Source organism: Crocinitomix algicola, assembly GCF_001661595.2.
In the GTDB taxonomy this organism is placed as follows: domain Bacteria; phylum Bacteroidota; class Bacteroidia; order Flavobacteriales_D; family Crocinitomicaceae; genus Crocinitomix; species Crocinitomix algicola.
Genome location: NZ_LYPF02000021.1, coordinates 1 through 23,451 on the forward strand (window position 1 = coordinate 1; position 23,451 = coordinate 23,451).

At 35.6% G+C, this 23,451-nt stretch carries 16 protein-coding genes; 8 read left to right on the top strand and 8 right to left on the bottom strand.

The window, feature by feature from the left end; all coding sequences use genetic code 11:
• The first annotated feature begins 209 nt into the window (after window positions 1–209).
• Window positions 210–713 (top strand): DUF2480 family protein, encoded by a 504-nt coding sequence (locus A8143_RS13420; protein ID WP_070138346.1) that lies wholly within the window; start codon window positions 210–212, stop codon window positions 711–713.
• A gap of 6 nt (window positions 714–719) precedes the next feature.
• Here the strand turns inward: A8143_RS13420 and A8143_RS13425 are convergent, their stop codons facing one another.
• Window positions 720–1,730, bottom strand: coding sequence for an SDR family oxidoreductase (locus tag A8143_RS13425; protein ID WP_070138347.1), 1,011 nt, complete (start codon window positions 1,728–1,730; stop codon window positions 720–722).
• A 209-nt stretch (window positions 1,731–1,939) separates the two neighbouring features.
• Here A8143_RS13425 and A8143_RS13430 point away from each other — a divergent pair, with 209 nt between their 5' ends.
• Complete coding sequence (locus A8143_RS13430) at window positions 1,940–2,884, top strand: peptidylprolyl isomerase (RefSeq protein WP_070138432.1); 945 nt, start codon at window positions 1,940–1,942, stop codon at window positions 2,882–2,884.
• Between the two features lie 116 nt (window positions 2,885–3,000).
• Here A8143_RS13430 and A8143_RS13435 read toward each other — a convergent pair whose 3' ends face one another.
• Both A8143_RS13435 and A8143_RS13440 read right to left on the bottom strand, forming a co-directional pair.
• On the bottom strand, window positions 3,001–3,381 hold the full coding sequence (locus tag A8143_RS13435) for a hypothetical protein (RefSeq protein WP_070138348.1): 381 nt from the start codon (window positions 3,379–3,381) through the stop codon (window positions 3,001–3,003).
• Window positions 3,382–3,513: 132 nt separating this feature from the next.
• Window positions 3,514–4,533 carry a COX15/CtaA family protein gene (locus A8143_RS13440; RefSeq protein ID WP_070138349.1) on the bottom strand — a complete coding sequence of 340 codons (1,020 nt, stop codon included), beginning with the start codon at window positions 4,531–4,533 and terminating at the stop codon, window positions 3,514–3,516.
• A 519-nt stretch (window positions 4,534–5,052) separates the two neighbouring features.
• On the opposite strand from A8143_RS13440, the gene A8143_RS13445 reads away from it, so the two are divergent.
• From A8143_RS13445 to A8143_RS13465, 5 genes are all read left to right on the top strand, one after another.
• Complete coding sequence (locus tag A8143_RS13445) at window positions 5,053–5,694, top strand: hypothetical protein (RefSeq protein ID WP_070138350.1); 642 nt, start codon at window positions 5,053–5,055, stop codon at window positions 5,692–5,694.
• Window positions 5,688–6,257, top strand: coding sequence for a hypothetical protein (locus tag A8143_RS13450; protein WP_070138351.1), 570 nt, complete (start codon window positions 5,688–5,690; stop codon window positions 6,255–6,257). Before A8143_RS13445 ends, A8143_RS13450 begins: the two co-directional genes overlap by 7 nt.
• A gap of 138 nt (window positions 6,258–6,395) precedes the next feature.
• Window positions 6,396–8,570 carry a PKD domain-containing protein gene (locus A8143_RS13455; protein ID WP_139134360.1) on the top strand — a complete coding sequence of 725 codons (2,175 nt, stop codon included), beginning with the start codon at window positions 6,396–6,398 and terminating at the stop codon, window positions 8,568–8,570.
• 310 nt (window positions 8,571–8,880) lie between these two features.
• A complete protein-coding gene (dinB, locus tag A8143_RS13460) occupies window positions 8,881–10,089 on the top strand; it encodes a DNA polymerase IV (protein ID WP_070138353.1) in 1,209 nt (402 codons plus the stop codon).
• 50 nt (window positions 10,090–10,139) lie between these two features.
• Window positions 10,140–10,670 carry a hypothetical protein gene (locus tag A8143_RS13465; protein WP_070138354.1) on the top strand — a complete coding sequence of 177 codons (531 nt, stop codon included), beginning with the start codon at window positions 10,140–10,142 and terminating at the stop codon, window positions 10,668–10,670.
• 5 nt (window positions 10,671–10,675) lie between these two features.
• Here the strand turns inward: A8143_RS13465 and A8143_RS13470 are convergent, their stop codons facing one another.
• Window positions 10,676–16,813: an alpha-2-macroglobulin family protein gene (locus A8143_RS13470; protein WP_070138355.1), complete on the bottom strand. Its 6,138-nt coding sequence runs from the start codon at window positions 16,811–16,813 to the stop codon at window positions 10,676–10,678.
• 140 nt (window positions 16,814–16,953) lie between these two features.
• On the opposite strand from A8143_RS13470, the gene A8143_RS13475 reads away from it, so the two are divergent.
• Window positions 16,954–17,208, top strand: a complete 255-nt coding sequence (locus tag A8143_RS13475; RefSeq protein WP_070138356.1) for a hypothetical protein — start codon at window positions 16,954–16,956, stop codon at window positions 17,206–17,208.
• A gap of 397 nt (window positions 17,209–17,605) precedes the next feature.
• Here A8143_RS13475 and A8143_RS13480 read toward each other — a convergent pair whose 3' ends face one another.
• The 4 genes from A8143_RS13480 to A8143_RS13495 all read right to left on the bottom strand — a co-directional run bounded on the left by A8143_RS13480 (window position 17,606) and on the right by A8143_RS13495 (window position 23,363).
• Window positions 17,606–19,489, bottom strand: coding sequence for a T9SS type A sorting domain-containing protein (locus A8143_RS13480; protein WP_070138357.1), 1,884 nt, complete (start codon window positions 19,487–19,489; stop codon window positions 17,606–17,608).
• 340 nt (window positions 19,490–19,829) lie between these two features.
• Complete coding sequence (locus A8143_RS13485; protein WP_070138358.1) at window positions 19,830–20,654, bottom strand: amidohydrolase; 825 nt, start codon at window positions 20,652–20,654, stop codon at window positions 19,830–19,832.
• Window positions 20,642–21,787 carry a methionine aminotransferase gene (locus A8143_RS13490; protein ID WP_070138359.1) on the bottom strand — a complete coding sequence of 382 codons (1,146 nt, stop codon included), beginning with the start codon at window positions 21,785–21,787 and terminating at the stop codon, window positions 20,642–20,644. Before A8143_RS13490 ends, A8143_RS13485 begins: the two co-directional genes overlap by 13 nt.
• Before the next feature lie 7 nt (window positions 21,788–21,794).
• Window positions 21,795–23,363, bottom strand: coding sequence for a helicase HerA-like domain-containing protein (locus A8143_RS13495; RefSeq protein ID WP_070138360.1), 1,569 nt, complete (start codon window positions 23,361–23,363; stop codon window positions 21,795–21,797).
• Window positions 23,364–23,451: the final 88 nt, after the last annotated feature.

Genomic DNA, 23,451 nt, shown 5'->3' on the forward strand with positions numbered 1-23,451 from the left:
AGAGTAGTAGTGAATGTGAAGTTGAACACTTCGCGTTAGGGATTGGAGCAATTGTTTGAGCTCTCCGTCCGTCTGAGACGGACGGAAGCGAGTGTGAAAAGCCCGCCACCCACAGTTGCAAACTGTTGGAGTGGAACGCCCAAAATAAATTCTTTAAATCAGACCAGAGTAATGATGGATTTTATGTGATTTCCTCGTAAATTTGTACTATGGAAGGAGAAATAGTAAACAAAGTTGCGAAGGCTGGAATTGAGCAGATTGATTTGGGAGATTTTGTTTCAAAAGAACAACTCATAAGTATTGATTTGAAGGACCTACTTTGGAACGAATTGGTTTTACGCGAAAAAGAGTTTAGAACATGGGTAAAGGAACATGACTGGAGTGTATACGAAAATAAAAATGTTCATTTGTTTTGCTCAAACGATGCCATTGTTCCCTCTTGGGCCTATATGCTTTTAACAACTCAATTAAGTGAAGCAAAGGATATTTTCTACGGTGAATTGGAAACAATAAAGGAGGATTTATTCTTTAAAAACCTAACAAACTGGGATATTTCGCATTTAACTGATAAGAGGGTAATGGTAAAAGGCTGTTCTACCATTCCAAATCCTAACAAAGCTTTTGTAGTTTTAACTAAACGACTAATTCCAGTTGTTAAAAATTTAATGTTTGGTGAACCTTGTTCAGCAGTACCGGTTTATAAAAAGAAGTAGTAGTTTTTAAAGATTTTTAGATTTAAAGTAATTTACGATTTGTTGAATCGATATCTGAATTGGTATAAACTCAAAACCAAGCGCTTTTCTAACTTTATCATTTGAGTACTTAGTGATTGACATGCTGCTATGGGCGGTTTCTTTGGTAATATTTTGCTTTTTACCGAATAAAAAGGCTAAAACACCTTCAATTCGCCAAACAATTTGCGCCATCCAAGGTTTAGCCTCAATAGTTGGTCCTTTGATCCCAAACTCGCGCGCAATCATCTTAAACAAATCTTTAAAAGCAATATTCTCAGAAATAGTTAGATAACGTTCGTTAATTAAGTTTTTTTCATCCAACTCACAAAAAACAAACGCTACATCACGGGCATCAACGAATGCGTTCATACCTTGTGTATAAAACTTTAGTCCTTTTCGTACCTCTTTAAATATGGTCAACGAACTCTCATTCCAATCCCCTATGCCGAGAATAACGGAAGGATTAATAATTACGACTTCCAAACCTTCTTCTTTACCTCGCCAAACTTCATTTTCGGCGCTGTATTTACTTATAGCATAATTTGAGTTATCCGCAGCGGTAACCCATTTATTACTTTCCGTATAAAATTCCTTGGATGTTCTACCTAATGCCGCAGTTGAACTGACATGACAGAATCTTTTGACTCCATTTTCAAGTGCCATATTAACAACATTTGCAGTACCTTCTTTGTTTATTTTCATTAAACGTTTGAAGTCTTTTTTACGAAATGAAACCAGTGCTGCGCAGTGGTAAACTGTTTCAATTCCATCCATCGCATTATCCAACGACTGGACATCAAGAATATCACCATTCACCCATTCGATCTTATCAAGTAATTTAGGAGCTTTTTCACCCAGGTAATAATGAAAAACAGTTTCAACTTGTTTAAGCGAACTTGTTGGTCTTTTTAATGCACGAATAACTTTGTCTCTTTTGACTAATTCTAGGAGAATGTGACTCCCCAATAAACCTGTTCCGCCTGTTATAAAAACCATGTTTTACAAAGTTAATTTATTTCTTATTTCTGCCATCTGTTGAAGGTAATTAAGGTGAATAAAACTTAAAATAATGGCATAGTAAGAACAAGGAACTAAAAAGGAATGCATTTTGTTTATATTTGTGAGGATTAGAAAAAAACAAATTCATGAAATTTTTAAACATCACATTTGCATTATTATTCAGCATCGGATTATTCGCCCAAGACATGGGGGAAGGAATTTACGCTAAAATAAAAACGGATAAGGGAGATATATTAATTCAGTTAGCCTATGAAAAAGCACCTATGACCGTTGCAAATTTTGTTGCTTTGGCCGAAGGAAAGTTAAAATATGATACCGTAAAGATTACTACTCCTTATTTTGATGGGGTATCATTTCACCGGGTTGTAAAGAATTTTGTAATTCAAGGTGGTGACCCGACAGGAACAGGATCTGGTAACCCAGGGTACTTGTTCCCTGATGAGTTTGATTCGACGCTCACACATAACAGGGCGGGTACATTATCCATGGCAAATTCTGGACCAAACACAAACGGAAGTCAATTTTTTATTACCCATAAAAACACGCCACATTTAGACAATCGTCACTCTGTATTTGGATATGTAATAAACGGCCAGGAAGTGGTTGACAAAATTGAACAAGGAGATAAGATGAACAGTGTAGAAATTATTAGAATTGGAAAGGCGGCGAAAAAATTCAAAGCACATAAAGTATTTGTGAAGCAAGTTGAAGCACGTAATAAAGCAATTGAGGATAAGTTAAAGGCGCGAAACAAAGCATTTTATGATGAGGTAGTTGAAAAATTTCCGAATGCAAAACAAACTGAGTCTGGGTTAATGTATCAAATCATTCAAACTGGCGAAGGGGATCAAATAACATCAAACAATAGTGTTGACGTACATTATGCAGGCACTTTTATGGATGGAAGTAAATTTGATTCATCATACGACAGAGGACAACCTTTCAATGTCATTGTGGATAGAAGTTCAGTAATTAAAGGGTGGCACGAAGGTCTAAAACTTGGTCAATATGGTGGAAAAGTTAAATTAATAATCCCTTATTGGTTGGCATACGGTACGCACGGTAGAGGTAAAATTCCACCAAAAGCTACTTTGGTGTTTGATTTAGAATTAATTCAACCAAATAAGTAGAAATTAAATAGAAGAAATTAAAAAACCGAATCGCAAAAGTGATTCGGTTTTTTTAATACTTTATTTTAAAATAAGAAGTTTTCTTCTTTTTAAGTGACTGACTTTTTTGTGTATCCTTAAGCCAAAACAGAACCTAACTTCTCTAGATAATCAGAGAAACGTTGACTTTCGGTAATTTTTTCATCACCAACAAAAAGAACACTTACAGGCTTATTATTTTCGAGCCAAAATCTAAGTGAAGCCACGGAGGCATTCATTGTTGCGTTCACATCAATTTGGTGTGTTGGTTTGTGAATTTTTTCTACTGCGTCACGTAAATCTTTCGTCTCACGCGTAACATTATGGTCTTCTTGGATAATAACCAAGGAATCTATTACATCAAATAAACTTGCTTTACCGTCAAAAGTTTCTACATCAATTTTAAGTTTAGTTGCCCAATCGTTAATTGCGCTTGCAAATTGATCATTATTCCGTAAAACTATCTTCTTTAACAACATATTTCCTTCACTATAAAGAGGGCAACAAAAGTAGTGCTTTTTTGATTTCCCTAGTTAAAATATAACATTTATTTTACCAACATTTTTATTAATTGCGCTATATCAAGCTTTTCAGCCAATATAGATTGCTTTTTATCGTATTGCAGAAGACGACCTATACTTAAAGTAATCCAATGCATAAAACTGAATGCCCAACATTAGGGCTGCAACAAACAAATGAATGGGTTGAATAATAGCAGGCATTCCTGCGTAAGAAAACAAGACACCTGTTAAAAACAATACAACAACCAACCCAACAATCCATTTTAAAGTCTGAATTCCATAATTCTGTTTACTATTCCACCATAACAATCCCAAGTTAACAATTAGCAACAGCCATGAAAATGACCGATGGAAAAGGAAATCGCCTTCCATTCCTGCAATCCACTCACCGCGATCTACACCATCCATTACCATAAAATCAATTTCTTGTCGCACTTGAGCACCTAAAATGATTTGAACAAAAGTTAGGCCAATTGAAAAATAAAAGAGCCATTTAAAGCCAGGTGACAAGTTTAATTGAAAAGAACGATTTTTAGCAATGCGTATGATTTTGATTTGGACACCAATAATTACCAGGGCAAAAAACATGTGGAGGGTAATTGTCCAAGGCACTAAATTAGTTGCAACCACAATAGATCCAAGCCAAGCTTCAAATCCCATAAAAATGAGATTTAAAAATGTAAGCCCCAATAATAGACGATTTGATCGGTAGCGAATAATTGTCCATATTAATAGAATGAGCACAGCATTTCCTGCCAAAAACCCTACTAATCTATTTCCGTACTCCGTCCATGTTTTGGCCGCGTTAAAATCTTGTTCTATTAATAACGATTTATCGTGTCTTAATTTTTCGGCTGTTTCATCAAATCCTATACGCTCGAGTAGATTTGTAAATTTTACAATTTTCTTATGTCGGTATGCGGCATAGGTGTCTTTATAACCTTGTGGCAATTGATCAGCCGATGTTGGAGGAATAATTTGATCAAAGCATTTAGGCCAATCTGGACACCCCATACCCGACCCTGTAGTACGAACAATACTGCCTGCCAATGTAACTGCAAAAATTAAGATTAATGTTATCCAAGAAAAACGAATATACCCCTTTGACATAATTGAAAATTTGGTGTGCAAAAATACCTCGAATTGCGTTTCTAACCTAATATATTGTACAAGTAATCAAGAAAACAAGCATGATTTTTATCATCGCCATTAATCTATTTTAATGCCTTTTACTAATTCTATTAAGTTCAAAATTTGCCGCCTATCCTGTTAATTTACATCTTATCTATTTAAACCATTTTATTTCTACCATTCATACCATATAACATCACTCGCTTAATCCAATCGTGTAGTTTTATACCGAAGGTTAATAAGCGTGAACCTTTTTCATGGTGAATCAGAGGGTTAAATAGTCGTACGCCAAGACGGTTTTTTTGCCTCTGATTCCTTTTTCTACCATTAAACTTCAGTAGTCTTAACCAGTTTTAATTCCTTACAAATTCATTGAGAATATTATATCCATACCTTTAAATTTACCGCTTCTTTATTGATTAATGTTTAATTTATCACCGATATTGGGATACTATAATTATTTTGCACTCGTTTTATATACAGTTAGAACCATAATCAATGAAAAAAGTTCTTGGAATTTGCTTTTTTATTTTACTGAGCTCTACCAAGTCGTTTGGACAAAACGATCAATATTTGGAGAAAGGACATCTCACGCTAGGGGTGAGAACAACGACTAGTCTCTTTGATCATGATAATATTCCAGGTTTAGGTTCAGGAGGACAATTCCGTTTACAATTATTTGATTTTTTAAGTACAGAAGGGTTTGCCGATTGGATTACACAAGATTTAAAAGGCGCAGGAACAAGGAAAAACGCCCATATCGGTTGGTCGGTTCTTTTTTACCCTAAAAAATTCAATCGAATAACACCTTACGTCAGCGTTGGTCATTGTTTTGATTTCACCCAAGTTAGACCACTGAGCACACCCTTTGAAAATCGATCAGGGGAAACACTTCAACAATGGAGTTCTGCAGCTCAAATTGGAGTGGGAAGTCATTTTTTTATTAGTCAACGCTTTAACCTTTCTTTATCCGCCCAATATATGCTTCATTTTGGTGGTCAATTAGGGTATGAATTAAATGAAGTTTCAGAAGGTGAATACTTTTTAAAAGTAGGACCACAACTGCAAGGAGAAAAAAACACAGAAGGCCATTTACTGTTGTCGGTTAGTTTAAATTACAGAATTGGAGATTTATGGTAAGAAATATGGTTCAAATCGTATTAATTCTTTCGCTATTTTTAGTTGGACTCAGTGCTTTTACGCAAACTGATATTAATTCACGCATTAAAACATCAGCTTCCTATGCTGTAGGATGGCAAACTGAGGCAACTAAAGAATATTTTGTTCATGGTTCGTTTGGGTTTAGACCAAAAGAAACAAAAATTGAATTGCGCGGTGATGGTTTTTATTTTTTGAATGCAAAAGGAAATCGACCGCGTTTCAGCGTAAATCATCAATTATTTGCAGGTGCCTTTTACCGTTTTAGCAATAAAAATTTTCAACCTTATTTAGGTTTTCAGCCGGGAATTGCATTTTCACAATCTTCTGAATATGGTGTACAAAACTCAGAAACCGGTGAATTGGAGTTTGAAACGACAATTAACCCTGTAGGCTCATTTGCTGGAGGACTAGAGCTTTTTGGAAAGGAAATTTTTTATGCCTTTGTTGAGGCGCGCTATATTTTCGGTAAACACACTTCCCATTCTTACCCTATCTACCTGGATGAGTTCCGTTTATCATTTGGTTTAGGATTCCATTTTTAGAAAAAAATAATTGTACAATTAGCAAACCGCCTTACAAGTTATTCGTTAGTCAATAAAATATACATTGAATCAACAATTACTACCCTTGCCTTGTTTAACAATAAATTGTATATTTTTTTATTTAAATTAGACAATGCTTTGAGAAACCTTATAACCACCATATTAGCCCTCATCATTCATCAAAGTGTGAGTGCTTCTCACATTGTTGGGGGCGATATGTATTATGAGTGTCTCGGTGGCAATGAATACAAAATTACTGTTCGGATTTATCGGGATTGCTTGTCTGATGGCGCAGACTTTGACCCTGTATTACCCATTACAGTATTTAACGGTTTAAACGCGCAAATTGACCATTTCACCATCAATGTACCTCCAAGTACTTTATTGGATGTTGTTGCCGATAACCCTTGTATAACTTTGCCAGGCGATGTCTGTATAGAAGAAGCTATCTACGAAAAAACGGTTACTTTACCTGCTTCTCCAACGGGTTATATTTTAGCCTACCAACGTTGTTGTAGAGGACCAGAAGTACTCAATCTATTTGACCCAGGGGAACAAGGATTAACGTTACAAGCAATTATTCCTCCACCGAGTGATGCTGTTTGTAATAGCAGCGCACGTTTTACCAATTACCCACCAATGATTCTATGTGCGGGTCAGGACCTTATATTTGATCATTCTGCAACCGATCCAGACGGGGATGAACTTGTTTATGAACTTTGCACACCATTTCATGGAGGCACAAGTTTTTTTCCAGCTCCTGATCCGGCAACCGCCCCTCCATATGATCCTATTGTGTGGGCTGCTGGATATTTTGCAGACGACCCTTTTGGAGATGGCGAATTAACGATTGATCCTGTTACAGGAAGCTTAGAAGGCGTTCCAAACGTCCCTGGTTTGTATGTTGTCGGCGTTTGTGTCAATGAATTTAGAGATGGTGTCTTAATTAGTACAACCCGACGTGATTTTTTATTCACCGTTTTAGACTGTGAAATTGAATTAGAAGCTGATATCACACCCCAAATAGACCTATCTACTTTTGAATCGTATTGCCAAGGTTTAGAAGTTCATTTTGAAAATGATAGTTACGGAGGTGACTCTTATAAATGGGATTTTGGGGTATCGGGGATTGACACTGATGTAAGCAGCGAATTTGAACCAACCTACACTTTTCCTGAACCAGGAACGTATACTGTCACTTTAATTGTTAACCCCGGACAACCTTGTACCGATACCGCTACTCAAATTTTTACCGTAGAAAATGAACTGACATCTTCTTTCCTTCCTCCTGAAGCGCAATGCATCATTGATAATTCATTTGATTTTTTCGGTGATGGTTTATACCCTCCAACTGAAGAGGGAACAGTTTTTGAATGGGATTTTGGTGAATTTGCCATTCCGACCATGTCCGATGAAGAAAATCCAAGTAATGTGGTATTTACTGCTCCGGGAACGCATGAGGTAAGTTTTACGGTAAATTATGAAATATGCTCAGAAACACATACCGAAGAAATAATTGTTTATCCTGTACCAACAATTAATTTTACCGTAGCTGATGAACTGAAATGTGCTCCTTATACAGCAGAGTTTATTGACCTTTCAACCGCTGGAACAACAATCTATTACGAATGGGATTTTGGTGATGGTATTGGAACATCTACAGAGCAATTCCCGGTTTACATCTACGAAGAAATTGGTGTTTATGACGTTACACTGACAATTAGAACCGACGCAGGTTGTATCGACACATTAACCCTTACTCGCGAAAATTTAATTGAAATATTTCCTCGTCCAACAGCAGGATTTACAGTCAGTCCAGCAATACAAGATGAATACCATGCTGACTTCTTCTTTACGGATCATTCAGTTGATGGTGTAGAACACTGGTTTTACTTTGCAGATGGATTTTCTTCGCAAGAAGATGAAGTATGGCATAATTACAAAGAACCAGGTGTTTTTTACCCTTATCAGATTGTTGTTAACGAATTTGGATGTAAAGATCGGGCGCAAGAAAAAATAACAATTGTACCCGTTATACCTGTTATGGTTCCAAATGCCTTTACACCAGACGGTGACAATTTTAACAATATTTTCCAACCTGTTTTTTACGAAAGTCAGGTATTTCAATTGTATATTTACAACCGCTGGGGAGAACTAATACACTCGGTCTATGAACTGGATGCTTTTTGGGATGGCACAGTTGGCAATGGTGAATTTGCAGCTGACGGTGTATACATCTGGAAAATCATTTACACGGATTATCAAACAGGGTTACCTGTTGAAATCAGTGGACATGTTACACTCCTTAGGTAGGTGAAAAATAATTTAGATCGACCCTTATCGGTCTATTTTAAATTCCAATTTTTTAGTTTTTGGTAGAATTAAAAAATGGAAAATAATAAGAGTCACTGTTGTTAACACTTTGTATAATTCAAGGTTAATCGATTCTTTTTTCCATCATATTTTTAGCACTTATTCAGTCCGTAAATAGTTTATGGATTAGATCGTGTGATTTGTATTTTGCTTTGGTAGAAGAAAGACAAAAAACAAGACCTTTTATAGGTTGCAGTTTTAAACTTGGTAGAAGTTATATAAACCAATTGTATAACTTAAATAAAACAACATGCAACGTTCTATCGTGCACTTGGACTTGGATACTTTCTTTGTTTCTTGTGAACGTTTAATCGACAGTCGATTAAAGGGAAAACCGGTATTAATTGGAGGAACATCTGAAAGAGGAGTTGTAGCTTCTTGTTCGTACGAGGCCCGAAAATTTGGTGTCCATTCTGCTATGCCCATGCGCATGGCGAAACAACTTTGCCCCGAAGCAATTATATTGCGCGGAAATTCGGGCATTTACACTAAATATTCACAGTTGGTGACCGACATCATAAAATCTGAAGTCCCTTTGTATGAAAAGTCTTCAATTGATGAATTTTATGTAGACTTAACTGGGATGGACCAGTTTTTTGGATGTCAAAAAATTGCTTCTAATCTTCGCGCCAAAATAATTTCTGAATCTGGACTCCCAATCTCTTTTGGTATGTCACTCAATAAAACAGTATCTAAAATTGCTACCGGAGAAGCAAAACCAAACAACGAAATTACAATTTTAAAAGGTCAAGAAATTCCATTCTTAGCCCCTTTATCGGTTCGTAAAATCCCTTCTGTTGGAGAGAAAACATACCGCATGCTTTGTGATTTAGGTGTAAAAAATATTGCTGCCCTACAAGCCATGCCAATGGAGATAATGCAAAAAGTCTTTGGGAAAAATGGGATAAGTATCTGGAAAAAAGCAAATGGTATCGATTTAAGTCCTGTTGTTCCCTACCGCGAACGAAAATCGATTTCAACCGAACGCACTTTTGACAAAGACACAATTGACATCAAAAAATTAGAAGGTTTGATGGTCGCGATGGCTGAAAACCTGGTCTATCAATTACGGCGAGGTAATAAATTAACGGCTTGTATTACTGTAAAAATTCGTTATTCAGACTTTCAAACATATACACTTCAGAAAAAAATTGCTTACACAGCATCTGATCATACTGTTATACCAATTGTCTTGGAGCTTTTTCGAAAACTTTATGGACGAAGACTCCTAGTTCGTTTAATTGGAGTTAGATTCAGTCATCTAGTCGAAGGTGGACATCAAATTAATTTATTTGACAATCCTACCACCATTAAATTATACCAAGCAATGGACCATATTCGTGAACGTTATGGAGACCGTGCCATCATGCGTGCATCCGGTTTTGAAGCCAAAAGTATTAGTCGTTGGAATCCGTTTACGGGCGAGCCTCCTCCCCTTCTTGCTAATCGTAGAAGATAATTTTTAAAATATCTTATTATCTTAATACTAAATATTTAAATCGAAACAACATGAAAAGAAGTAGACTATTTTTGCTCACCCTTTCATTATTTGCAGGATTAAACGCTTTCAATCAAACAACTGAAAGTTCTAGCTACAAATACCATTTAGAATATATTATGGGGCCCTATTTATTTGTAGATCATATTCCTTATGATGCTGTTTTCATGAATGGATGTCGGTTGGGATTTAAAATGAATCCCCACTTTGATTTTAATATTGAATATGTAGTAGGTCAAAACCACGACGACCAACACACTTTAGGAATGACGCACAATGTAAACGGACAATTTGCATATTATCCTTTGGTAAATTCTGCTCCCTTTAAACCCTACCTATTTGCTGGAGGAGGTTTTTTCGAATTTAAGGCATTCACGAGTGATGTATATGGTGTGTCCTTCCATGGTGGAGGGGGAACACTAGTAAATTTCACTTCGCGAATAAGCGGATTGTTCGAGGCACGTTACCTAAACCTTTCTCAAATGAAACTAGGCGGAGAACACGAACTAGCCGTATTTTGGGGTGCGCGAATAGCGTTTTAACGTCATTAATCTACAACATTAATTCGAACTCCATCAGAGTGTGCAATAAACTCAGGAGCATACATGCATTGAATTGTCGCATAACCATTCGAGAATTCACCTTTATGTTGTACCCTAAGATCATATTCAAAGACATAAGTTCCTTTTGGAATAAAATCAAAAAAGAAGTGCGTCGCCACATCTTTGGTAGATTGATAATAACCTAAACCGTCTTGATATTTGTAGCGGCTAATCACATTAAGTGGTTCTAATCCAGCACCTCTCATATCCTTCATATGAACGTATTCTAAATTTCTATCCGTTCGTAATTCAATACGTACACGAACTTTATCCCCTACTTCTAATTTGTTATCATTATCCACAGGCATTAATTCTTCCCCATTTTCAGATAAAAACACTTCATAAATATCCTTTTTAAGTTTCAAATTAGATTCTGCAAAGGTTATTTTATCTAAATCCTCAAAATATTGCCAATAAGCAGCTCCCCAAGCTACCCCCGTAGATTGTTTTGAAACATTAATTTTACCCATATCTGCCTTAACGTCATCTCCTTTCCAGGCCGTTTTAAAATAACCTGTTCCCGCTTCAGTATTCACTTGATATGGATTTTCACTTTGTCCATCTGTCAAATACTCAATTCTTTGACCACCGACCGTAATGTTTACCAATTCGTCCGATGCTAATAGGTCAGTTCCTTTCAATAATAAGGCATACACTGCCTCAGCCGTCTGTTTGGTAGTTTTCCAATTTGTTGTTTGCTTTTGCTTAAGTAGCCATATTTTCAGTTCCTCAACTGATTGCTGATCATTCGCTACTTCATCAAACAATTCAATCATCAAAGCTTGCGTTTCAATTGGCGCCTGATACCAATAATAACCGGTTTGAAAATCCTTCCAATACATGCCAAATTCATCATGTTGAATTGCACGATCTTTTAATGACTTAACAATATCATTTGCCAAATCTTTAAGTTCAAATCGATGGGCCGCAAGCGCAATCATTCCTTCAGCATAAATATTAAAATCCAACCAATATTTTTTAGCCTGCTCGGTAAAATAATCAACGGCAATTTTAGTTGAATTATCCATACGAACATCAGGAAAGTAAGATCTTGCGTACAAATATTGTATTTGATTGTACGATAAATGGCGATTATTTTCGAAATTTTCGTCGTAACGTTTTGCCAATTTATAATCACTTACGATTTGATCATCCATAAACTTAATTGCACTTTTAACCATTTTCCAAACCCTAAAATCGGACCGTACTGTTGTTATCCCCAAATTATCTAAATGTCCCATGCCGGTTAAAATATGTTGTGAGATATATCTACTTTCCGGCATTCCTGGAAACCATGACCATCCGCCATTAGAACTTTGCGCCTTTTCAATTTTCTGAAGTGCAATGTTCAATTCGTTCGACATTCGATTCATATCCAATAAAATCGCCAAATTTCTTTTACTAGCGGACTCATTCTGCGCATCTAACACCCATGGTGTTTCCTCTAGAATGACAGCCTTTAATTCTTGATTTTTATTCAAATTAGACAAAAATACCTCTGGACTTTCTTCTTTCCATCGATTTACAACTTCTTTAACCTTTGGATTTGAGTTCATGACATGCGTCGCTATAGCATTTGAATAATACCGCGTAAAAACCTGTTCAGCACATTCGTGCGGATACTCCATCATATATGGCATAGCCTGAATGGCATACCACGCGGGATTTGAGGTAAACTCCAAAGTAAATTGATGATGTTTTAAAGATTTACTCTTTGTAGAATTAAGCAATTTATCAAAAGAAAAATCCTTCGTTTCATTGCCTCTAATCGGCATTGGCATTGATTCTGTTACCAATTGGCGATTTGATAAAATAGGTAAGACATTCTCTTCTCCATCAGAAAATTCACCGGCTTGCGCAACAATTTTGTACTTTACTGTACTCAAATCGTAAGGTACATTTACCTTCCATGCAACGGTTGTGCTCTGCCCTTGGTCTACACTAAAAGTCTTTTGTTTTTGATCTAGCTTAAAGTTATTGCTAACCGGCAACTCTGTTATTGGATCAATTAGAAACAATTCTACTGCCCCATTAAGCGGCTTATCAGATACATTAGAAATCTTAGTGGCTAAATTTATAACATCACCTTCCCTTAAAAAACGAGGCATATTGGGTACCACCATTAATTCCTTTTGAGTAATGATTTCTTCCGTTAAGGTTCCAATTTTTAAATCTTGAGTGTGCGCTAAACCGAGAAATTTCCACTTCGTAAGCGATTCTGGTATGGTGAAGTTAATTTTAATTTCACCATTTTTATTAGTTGTTAATTGTGGATAGAAAAAGGCCGTTTCATTAAAATTAGATCTTGCACTCACATTAGATAAGTCAACTTGTTCCGTTGGCTCTTCAAGAGAAAGGTTGTCTTCTTTATCTTGTTCTACCATTTCAGATGAACCAACATCAAAACTTGCATCATCCATAGCCATCTCATTTTTAGATTTTTTCAGAGCCCTGCTTCTTTCAGCTTGTATTTCCATGGTCTCTTCTAGCTCGTGTTGTTTATAAGCACCATCTCCGTTGGCTGCACCAGCAAAATTGAACATGTAATCGCGTCTTGGATAATAATAACTGGACCATCCAAAATAATTTAAGCTTGCAAAATTTCTACTTGGCGAATTGATGTGCTTATTCCAATAATAGTTCTTATTACCAGCTGATTTGGTTGAAATTCCATGAGGCGAATTCCATGCAAAATTAGAGTAGAACTTTGGATAGATATCCATCATAAAACTATTTGGCGTATTTAAAGCATCTAAACTAGCATCGTAAAGTGTTGCTAACAATTCTGCATTCACTCCCAATTCAGTTTTATCTTTGATAATTAAAGACCATTCTTCATCAGTACCCGGAAGCAATTTATTTCTAAAAGTCGAAAATTTAACCTCCAATTCTTTATTCGTATATGGAACATTAATGGTCACCGTTTGCGAAAAATGTCTATCGTGCAATACTGCATTAAAATGGACAATGAGATTACCTCTATGTTTTTCTTCGACCTTTAATTTGATTAATTTTTGTTCATTTGAAAGCGAAATTATTTCGCTTCTTAACAATTCATTACCCGCTTCAACATCATAACGTACCGAAATATTTTTAGCGGCTGAAGAAACCAACAAATCGATCACCTCACCTGGTTCCGCAGTTAGTTGATTTGCTTTCACCCATAACACCTCATTATTTGCAAGTTTATTCGAGTTGGGATTAAAGCCATCGAAATAATGTACATCTATTACTTCTACGCCATTTTTATCAATTGATTTTGCCGTGTAGCGATATTTACCCGGTTTCCAATCTCTTATTGTTTCAATAGAAATTTCAGTTTGATCTTCCGTTTCAAATTCGTCTTGATAAACCACAGTTTCAATGGGCCAATTTTCAACTAAATTTTCATCTTTATAAGCCTCCAATGGGAATTGATTTTTAAACTCTTCCTTAGTCCATGCTTGCTGATCAGGTTGAGGCCATAATCTTGGAATAAAAATCTGTTTTGGTGTCTTCAGTTTAACAATTTCAATACTCCCGGATGACTTTACATTTTTACCATTTAAATTTTGATTCTTAATGTTGAACGTTAAACCCTTTTGGAGATTGACTTCATTCGCTATATTATTGGATAAAAATAGGCTTTGATATCCTACTTGGACATTGGTAGAAGTAGAACGAGTTTCACCATTAATATCCGTAACGTCGACGTATAGCGTATAAGTGAAAATTGGAAAATTATCAGCTTTAGCTTCTAAATCAGGCGTTGCCTCAAAAGAAATTTTAAATTCACCTAAATTATTAGTTGTCAAAAATCCATTCGCGATTTCTTTTGGCGGAATCGATGGTCGCCATCCCCAATAATAAAACCACTGTCTATAAGCTGTTGAACGCACTACACGATATTTCACGGAAGCCCCATCAATAAAGTTTCCTGCATAAGCCTTAGCAGTACCAGTCACACGAATAGAATCATTCACGCTAAACTCTCCATCAACAGGGGACATTTCTACTTGGAATTTCGGTCTTTTATATTCCTCGACATTAAAAAAAGTGCTACCAAATGAATCTGAAATCTGCATCCTTCCATTTAAAACACCTACCGGCGCAATGAACTCACCTTCAAACGACCCAAATTTATTTGACTTCACTTTTTGCTTACCTATTACTTGATGATTTACATCGTAGAATACGACTTCTGTTTCCAGATCGGGAACAATAGACCTATTTTTATCTTCAGCATTCACCATTATTCCTTTAAAATAAATGGTTTGTCCGGGACGATATATTTTTCTGTCCGTAAAGAAATACGTAGTAATTTGTGGTTTTACATTAGAACGAAAGCCACGGGCATACATCGCCCTATCCGATACATATTCATCATTGTCTAAAGTAAGTGAGACAAAGTACGAACGTGATTGGACATTGGGAAATGCTATTCGCCCATTTTTATCTGATTTAAAAGTGCCTATTTTCTTATTTTTATATCGACGTTGGTTATAATTATATTCCTTGTACGCCACTTCAACATTTGCCCCTTTTACTGGTTTACCATTCTCTCTATTTAAAACGATAATTTCTTGATCGTTATGCTTAGAACGGTGTTGATAAGTTAAATTTGAAACCCAAAAAGGCAAAAAAGTATATCCTTCATTCACGATTTCAAATTTTGCATTTGATCCTACTAGTATATAATAATGACCTAAATCCAATTCAGGCAATTCAATCTCTCTGCCATGTAAATTAAAATCTTCAATGCCATTTAATTCGTAGGCTGACTCAAATACAGGTTTTAATTTTTTTAAACGTTCTAAAATTTCTTCGCCAGAATAACCATAAAATGCATCATATTTTGTTTTCACCACCTTAACATAGGCCTTACTCACATTTCTGTATTCCAATAAATATTTTTGTTTTCTGTTAGGTTGAATAACATCTTCAATCTTTAATTCAAAATTTTTACTTTTTAATTGAGCCAACAAAACTTGACATTGACGTGCACCATACGAATTTGGGTATTCCTCAATAATTTCTTCAGCAATATCCGCAGCCATTCTATTTCTATCCTTATTGGATTGATCTCCATGATAAGAGAAAGATCGACCTGCTTCTGCGTGAAATTCCGCAATTAAATATGCTGCTTCAGCTGCGTATTCTTCCTTTTTATTATTCTCAAACAATAGTTTAAGTCCTTTGAGGTATAGTTTCTCTTTATTTGGGACAACCGCATGAGTTCTCATAAAAGTCAACCGGTCAAGCGTATTATAAAACAACGGTTCTTTATTTCCCTTTTCTGAGTTAAACGCGGTTAAAGCATACAAAATTTTAGTTGCAATAAATCGGGTATTTAGCGAATCTTTAGTCGCAGGATTAAGATTTAAAAATTGACTGTTCGTACCAAAATAATTTATGTCATCCAAAACAAAAGCTTTGGCCGAACCAGGCAACTGAAAAACTTGTCCTTTAAAGAAATCAAATGCACGGTTACCTAAAAAATCATAAAGCGTTGGACGAATTGTTGCCGTATTATAACCTCCACTCATGATAGCATCATAGTCCTTTGTAAGCGTATTCTGTAGAATATTTGATTCCGTTAGCGATTTTATATAATGCCATCTGATCTTTGTTGCGATTCGTTTTAAATCCCAAGTTCTTACATCTTTTAAATCAATATTGACCGTACTTGTTCGATTGGAAAATTTCCAAATGTTTGATGAATAATACCCCCAATAAACCTCTGCCAACAAGGAATGAAAAATTTGTTTACTTGGAGAAGGAACGTTAGGAATGAGACTTTCAAGTTGATAAATTCCCATAACATAATCATCTTCTTCAAGATAACTATTATAACGAAGTTCGAACAATACAGATTTTATCACTTGTTGATGTTGTCGCTCATCCACTGCATTTAAAAAAATATTTTTCACCTCTTTTAAAGCAAGACGATAGAGCCCCTTTTGCTCGAGTGAATCCACTTTCTTCCAATGTTTGTGATAATCATCGTCTCCATTAAACATATTTTCATTTATTTCCGCAATAGCGTTTCCGGATAATATCAAGAAAAAAATTGATAAGACTAGTTGGGTTAAATTAACCTTCATTTGTGTTCGTTTATGTTCGTATAAAAGTACAAATTAGTTTAAGAAAGGTTCAAAAAAATCGAGTGCTACGTCTTTTAGCTGATTTTTTGCCTATTGTGTTTTCATAACTTTGTAGTCCTCAAAAAGCAAAAACGTATAAAATGGAAATTCAAACAGACCAAATAGCTGAAACAATCAACGATTTACGCGATAAGTATTTTGAGAATATTCCACTATCGCATGAAGAAAAACAAGCATTATCTAATTTTGACCAATACAGAATATTAAAATTAAATAATGTTCAATCCGATTCAGAATACAAAAATCAATACCTAAAGCTACAGGCCATGGCAAATTTAGCCTCTTACAAAAAATTTTTAGATATTTCAGTAACAAGCGCTCTAAAAAACTCATAATAAGCGATATAAATACTATCGACTAACCCTACAAGCTTTTTACATTCTTAGTGTATTTTACACATTCTTTAAGTGGGATAATTATTCCTAAAACCAAGGTTTAGAACGACAAAACCGTTTAGTTTTATCAAAACAGTTGATCAAAAGGCTTCAACTAATGGTCGATAGATTGGAGTATTCACTTAGAGACAGGAACATGTGTTAATCAAAATCGTAATGTTTACTGACACTTAATTGCAATCATCAAAATCACCTCCGAATTGGTATTAAAACGTCTTTAACAGGTACTATCAAGATTAACATGGATAGGTTAAGGGCTAAATAAAAAACCCCACTTTGCTATTTGCAAAATGGGGCTTAACTATAAATTAAGTAAGGTTAATCCTAAGTATAAAGATTACTTAGTAATTACCATGCTTTTAGTAACTTTTTCAGCACCAACTACGAAAGTGTAATAGTATACTCCTTCAGCAAAGTCATTAGCATCTAGGTTTAATGTATAAGCACCAGCTGCTTGAGTACCTTGGTTGATTGACTTAACAAGTTTACCAGTAACGTCTACGATTTCAACAGAAACATTAGCAGCTTCATTTAATTCGTAATTAATTACTGAAGTATTGTTAAAAGGATTTGGCATGTTTTGTCCAATAGCAAAATTATTTGCAACTTCATCCTCAATACCTACAAAACTCTGAGTAACTGCAGTTACCATAATTGCATTTGGCTCTAATAATCTGAATGGATCAGTAGCACCAGAAGTATATCCATACACAGTGAAATCATCAACAGCTTGTGCATAGCTAAACTCTACTTCATCACTACCACCGTAGTGACCAGCCATGATTAACATTGTTTGACCTTCATCTAAAACTACAGGATCTTCGAATAATAAACGAATCGTTCCTCCTACTTCATCAGCAGTAATTGTATGGTCACCAGTTTGATCATAATATTCAAATGCACTTCCGTCAGCATTTAACACGTTGATTTGAGCGAAAATTAACTGATCTTCATTCGTCTCAGCATCAGTAATCGTAATATCAACAGCACCTATTTCAGTTCCATCAGCAAAGATATCCATGATGTTACCAATTAATAATGGAGCACCAGTATTTGAAGTTACGTTTGAAATTGACCCAGTTGCAACACCATTATGTCTAGCGAAAAGATTCGCATCATTAACTTCGAATTGATCCATTAACTCATCATTCTCAGTATATGTATCTTCATCGTCTCCTTCGAAGCTCCAAACCACAGAATAAACTCCTTCATCCATTGGATTGAAAGAAGCAGTAGTTGAAAGTGAATCCGTTGCACCAGGTGCTACAGTAACGTTATCAGAAGTACCAGTAAATACAGTTCCTCCATCTCTTTCAACAACAGCTTGTAAATGTAAACCAGTTAATGCTGACCCACCTTGGTTAATCAACTCACCAGAAAACTCGTAATTCAAATTAGCCGCTTGAGCAACAGGAATTTGGTAGTAATCTAAACCATAAGTTGCAGATCCACCAACATTTGCTCTGAAGTAACCCGTTTGTATTTCAGCATCAAAAGAATGACCTTCTACAATTCTGATATTATCAACAAACCATCCGTACTCAATATAGTTCATATCAGCACCATTCATTGCACCATCCCACATTAATCTGATCATTACGTCAGAAGGATCATCTGCAATTGAAGTAGTTAAGTTGAATCTTCTTGTTTCTGGTTGAGCATAAATTGCTCCACCACCAGCAGTTAAAGGATCGATATCATTGTTATCACCAGCTAACACCCAAGTAGTACCACCATCAGTACTTACTTCAACACCTTGTAAAGTAATGAAACGAGCACCATATTGCTCAAACTCCACATGAGGTGCTGGAACACCAGATAAGTCAATAGACATATTATACGTCAAGGTGAATGGTCCGTTTTCAATTGGATCATCTCCTCCACCTGTTGGATCACCGTTAACGAATCTAGCGAAATTACCAGAAGTACCCATATCATCATCTTCTCCAAAATACCATCCTGTTGTAGAAGCTCCTATAGACCAACCACTAACTAAATAATCTCCAGAAGGACCTTCAGCTGTCCATTCTCCAGCATCTTCGAAGCCATTTTCCCAGATAACTGCATCAGCTTCTCTATCCGCTCCTACTGCATTAAACCTACGCTCATTTTCAGAAGGCGCAGTTCTCAACTCCGCTTTTGATGAAGCAGTTGTTACTTGCGCATTTGCCGCACCAACTGTCAAAAGCAAACCTGAAACTAATAAGTAAACCTTTTTCATTTTTTTTTAATTTTAATTTGAATTGTAAATATACAAAAAAACTACTTATTCAGTTAACAATTACTTGACAAAGCGAGTTTCATTGTATATTAATTTAACTATTATTTCAATCCTATAAAAAATAGAATTAACACTAAGGTAACGAAGATTTTCAATTTAGAGTTGGGTTTATCTCAAAATGCGAATAACCCTAAATAAAAATGACACATCAACAGCGTTTATCAAAATAAATAACTCTAAATAATTACATAACAGTCCTTTACAAGAACTAATATAAACCAATCAACGAATGTAAGAATGTAAAACGTTAACACGAATAAAAGTGAATGGTTGAATTTGGTTATTCTTCTGTGTATTTGATTGTTTTATCGGTTATGAAAAAATCGTCGGAATCCTTAAACGCAGGAAAGTGCTCACGGATATTATCTAACATTGAAAACTTCAATTCTATGATTGCTATATCTAATGCATGTTGTTGACTTTGGTAAATTGTATTACCCCAAGGGTCAATTGCCAAAGAATCTCCACTATAAGAAATCGAATTTGCATCTTCACCAACACGATTCACCCCGACACAAAATGCCTGGTTTTCAATCGCCCTAGCATGAAGTAAAGTTTGCCAAACTGCAGATCGTTTTTCGGGCCAATTCGCTGTATAAATAACCAAATCATACTCAGGATTACCATTTTTTAGACGATTACGCGCAAATACTGGAAATCTTAAATCGTAACAAACTTGCAGTAAAATCTTCCATCCAAACAACTCGAAAACAACACGCTTAGAGCCAGGATCATAAGTATCATGTTCGTTTGCCATTCTAAACAAATGCCGTTTATCATAAAAACTCACCACCCCCTCCTCGTTAGTTACTATAAAACGATTATAAAACTTTCCATTTTCCTGAATAATAACAGAACCACCAATATGACAACTCAAATCATTAGCGATTTTCCTCATCCACATCACCGTCTCTCCTTGCATATCTTCTGCCAAGTTTTCTGGATTCATTGAAAATCCAGTTGTAAACATTTCAGGCAAAATCAACAAGTCTATTGTTTGATTCTTAAGTCGATCCAATAATAAATCGGACAAGTACGTTCTATTCGTGTCTTTATCCTCCCAAAAAAGGGGTGTTTGAACCAGAACAACGTTTAAATTTTGCATAATAATTTGCTTGCTTTTATTAACGTCTCGTCTTCTTTAGCGAAACAAATTCTAATTCTTTTATCATCCCTTCCATCCTCATAAAACACAGAAATAGGAATGCTTGCGACACCATATTTTGTAGTCATCAACTTGGCAAATTCCACATCAGACAAGTCGCTAATTTCACTATAATCCAATAAGACAAAATATGTACCTTCGCATACCAATGGTTTAAAACGCGAATTTTCAATTCCTTTCAAAAATAAATCCCGTTTTTTTAAATATATCGCTGCAATTTGGCTTAGATCTGGTCCATTAACTAGATATTTGGCAACGCCATACTGCATGGTATTGTTCGCACAAAAAACGAGGTACTGATGAATTTTACGAAATTCCTTGGTTAATTCTTTCGGAGCTATCACATATCCAAGCTTCCAACCTGTCACATGCAAAGACTTGCCAAAACTTGATGCAACAAAAGTTCTTGTTCTAATAAGATCATCTTGTAAAAGTGATTGATGTTGATTCTTAAAAGTGATATACTCGTATACCTCATCACTGAGCACAAAAAGCTGTGGATGTTTGCTCAATAATTTACGCAATTCCAGCATGTCGTTTTCATTCCAAACAGCCCCTGACGGATTATGTGGATTGTTTACAATTATCAATTTAGTTTTATCCGACACCTTTTCATTCAGTTCATTCCAATTAATTGAAAAATCCTCTGAATTTAAATTGATATGTACAGGTATTCCTTTGTGAACACGTATAGCCGGATCATAACAATCATAAGCTGGGTCAAATACAATCACCTCATCTCCTTCATTCACGAGTGCAGCAATGGTTGTATAAATACCCTGAGTAGCACCTGCAACAACCGTTATTTCCTCTTTTGGATTAACAACGACATTATAATTAACATGTATCGAATTAGCAATTGCAATTCTTAAATCTAACCTTCCCGCTGCCGGGGCATATTGAACTTGGTTTTCGTTCATTGCTTCTACAATATACGTTTTCAATAATGGGTCAATTTCAAAATCTGGAAAGCCTTGAGAAAGATTGATAGCATTATGTTCTTGAGCCAACTGAGACATAACAGAAAAAATAGTTGAACCCACATTAGGCAATTTCGTATTAATTATGCTCATTTACAATTTATTTTTTCATTCCTAAAATTCCGAATAATCCTCGTGTCAACTCTCTGATTAGGGTTTCTCCTAAATCTTGACTTGACGTTTTATGTGTTCTTCTACTTGTTTGAGACGATGATCGTTTTTTCCGAGAAGTGGATCTTCGTAACTCTTTTTCTTTTATTTTTTTTTCTTTTTTTTCAGCCTCACGAATTTCATCTTGCCTTTCCTTAGCTTTTGCTTTTCCTATTTTTTCTGTCAAAATTTCATATGCACTTTTCCGATCAATTTCTTTATTATATTTTTCAGTTAAGGCAGAATAATCAACAATTTCATTAATTTCTTTAGCTGATAAAATATCCATCCTTGTAGCCGGTCCACGCATCAAAGTCGCTGCCAGTGGGGTAGGAATTCCATCTTCGTTTAGACCCGTAATTAACGCCTCACCAATTCCCAAAGCAGTAATCAATTCATCTGTTTTGTAAAAGTCACTTAACGGATAATTTTCTGCCGTTTGTTTAATTGCCCTTCGATCTTTAGCCGTAAACGCACGTAACGCATGCTGTATTTTCAGTCCTAATTGACTCAAAACGACATCTGGAACATCTGTTGGTAACTGTGTACAAAAATAAATCCCAACTCCTTTAGAACGAATCAACTTAATAATTACCTCGATTTGATCCAATAATTCATCCGTAGCTTGATCAAAAACAAGGTGAGCTTCATCAATGAACAAACACAATTTCGGTTTATCATCATCTCCAGCTTCAGGTAAGGTTTCATACAATTCAGCAAGTAAGCTAAGCATGAATGTTGAAAATAACTTTGGCTTGCTTTGAATGTCGGTTAAACGAAGAATAGAAATTTGACCTAATCCTTGGCTATTTGTAAAAATTAAATCCTTGACATCAAAAGAGCGTTCCCCGAAGAATAATTCACCACCTTGCTGCTCCAATTCTATTATTTTTCGCATTATCGTATTTACGGAAGCCGATGAAACCCGACCATATTCTTGGGTTATCTCCTCCTTTCCTTCACCGATAATATACTGAAGGCTTTTTCTTAAATCTTTTAAATCGAGCAGTGGCAAATCGTTATCATCACAATATTTAAAAAGAATTGCCAAAATTCCAGATTGTGTCTCGTTCAGTCCAAATATCTTAGCCAATAAGGTAGGTCCAAACTCTGAAACTGTCGCTTTCATTCGTGTACCTTTACCTTCGGAGATAGAAAACAACTCTACCAATAACTGCTCAGCTTGATAGGGAATTCCCATAGCTGCAGCCCGTTTTTCAATATGCTTGTTTGTTTCTCCAGGTTTAGCCAATCCAGACAAATCCCCTTTTAAATCCATTAGCAAAGAAGGAATTCCTTTTAATGCCATTTGTTCTGCAAGCACCTGTAAGGACTTTGTTTTACCTGTACCTGTTGCACCAGCAATCAATCCATGCCGATTTAATGTGCTTAGCGGAATTTTAACGTTTGCATCTCCAACTGGCTCACCATCAAGCATTGATGCTCCAAGCACAATTGAATCACCTTCAAAAGAATAACCGTTCTTGATATGCTGAATGAAATCTGATGTTTTGCTCATTTACCCTAATTTTTATCTATAATTCTTCGAAAAGATAGAAGTTATGCTCGAATAACGAAGTATTTATTCATTTAAATAATTGAAATAT